Source organism: Alkalibacterium sp. m-11 (assembly GCF_054658155.1).
The window spans coordinates 1-585 of the sequence record NZ_BAAGIR010000340.1 but is presented as its reverse complement, the minus strand read 5'-3'; the positions used below and the strand labels follow the sequence as shown (position 1 = coordinate 585).

Genomic DNA, 585 nt, shown 5'->3' with positions numbered 1-585 from the left:
ATTAGCTATTCTTCCAATTTTTACACCTATTGAAGGTCTATGTTGGCTTTTCTTCAAAGCTGCTCTCACTGCACCCTTAAACTCCGGCTGGAGTTTCGTTGTAAGTTCCGGTATTTTATCTGTTAGCGCTTTGAGAAACGTTCCGTTCTTACGTGCAGAAATGATCGCTGCTACATTCCCAGCACCTTGAGCTGAAAACCCTCGTCCTTGTCGTTTCATACGATAACTATAAGGACGATGATTACTTTCGCAAACACCAATCCCTTTATTTACGGGTAAATCCCTCATTTTAAATGGTTTAAGACTTTCCCAATTTCTATATAGATAAGCTTTTAACATGGTAAGTTCTTCCTGATATTCAGTTGCTTTTTCATTGTTAATTTCAATGCGACTCTCCGTTGTAGCGATTATGGTTTCAATACGATCCCAATCGTATGTACGCACAGCTTCTTTCATTTTCTTTTCCATCTTTTTATCAAAATACATTCGTTGTTTGATTTTCTCGTTTACATGATAAGCATCTCTAAAATGTTCGTGTCGCTGGCATTTGCCAATGATTTGATGGAATTTATCTTTGTCGTAACC

General features: G+C 37.6%; 1 protein-coding gene. It reads right to left on the bottom strand.

Annotated elements, in window-relative coordinates; translation table 11 throughout:
• Positions 1-585 (bottom strand): UPF0236 family transposase-like protein (locus ACYQ2O_RS12710; RefSeq protein ID WP_459796769.1); only part of this gene is annotated, 585 nt, incomplete at both ends.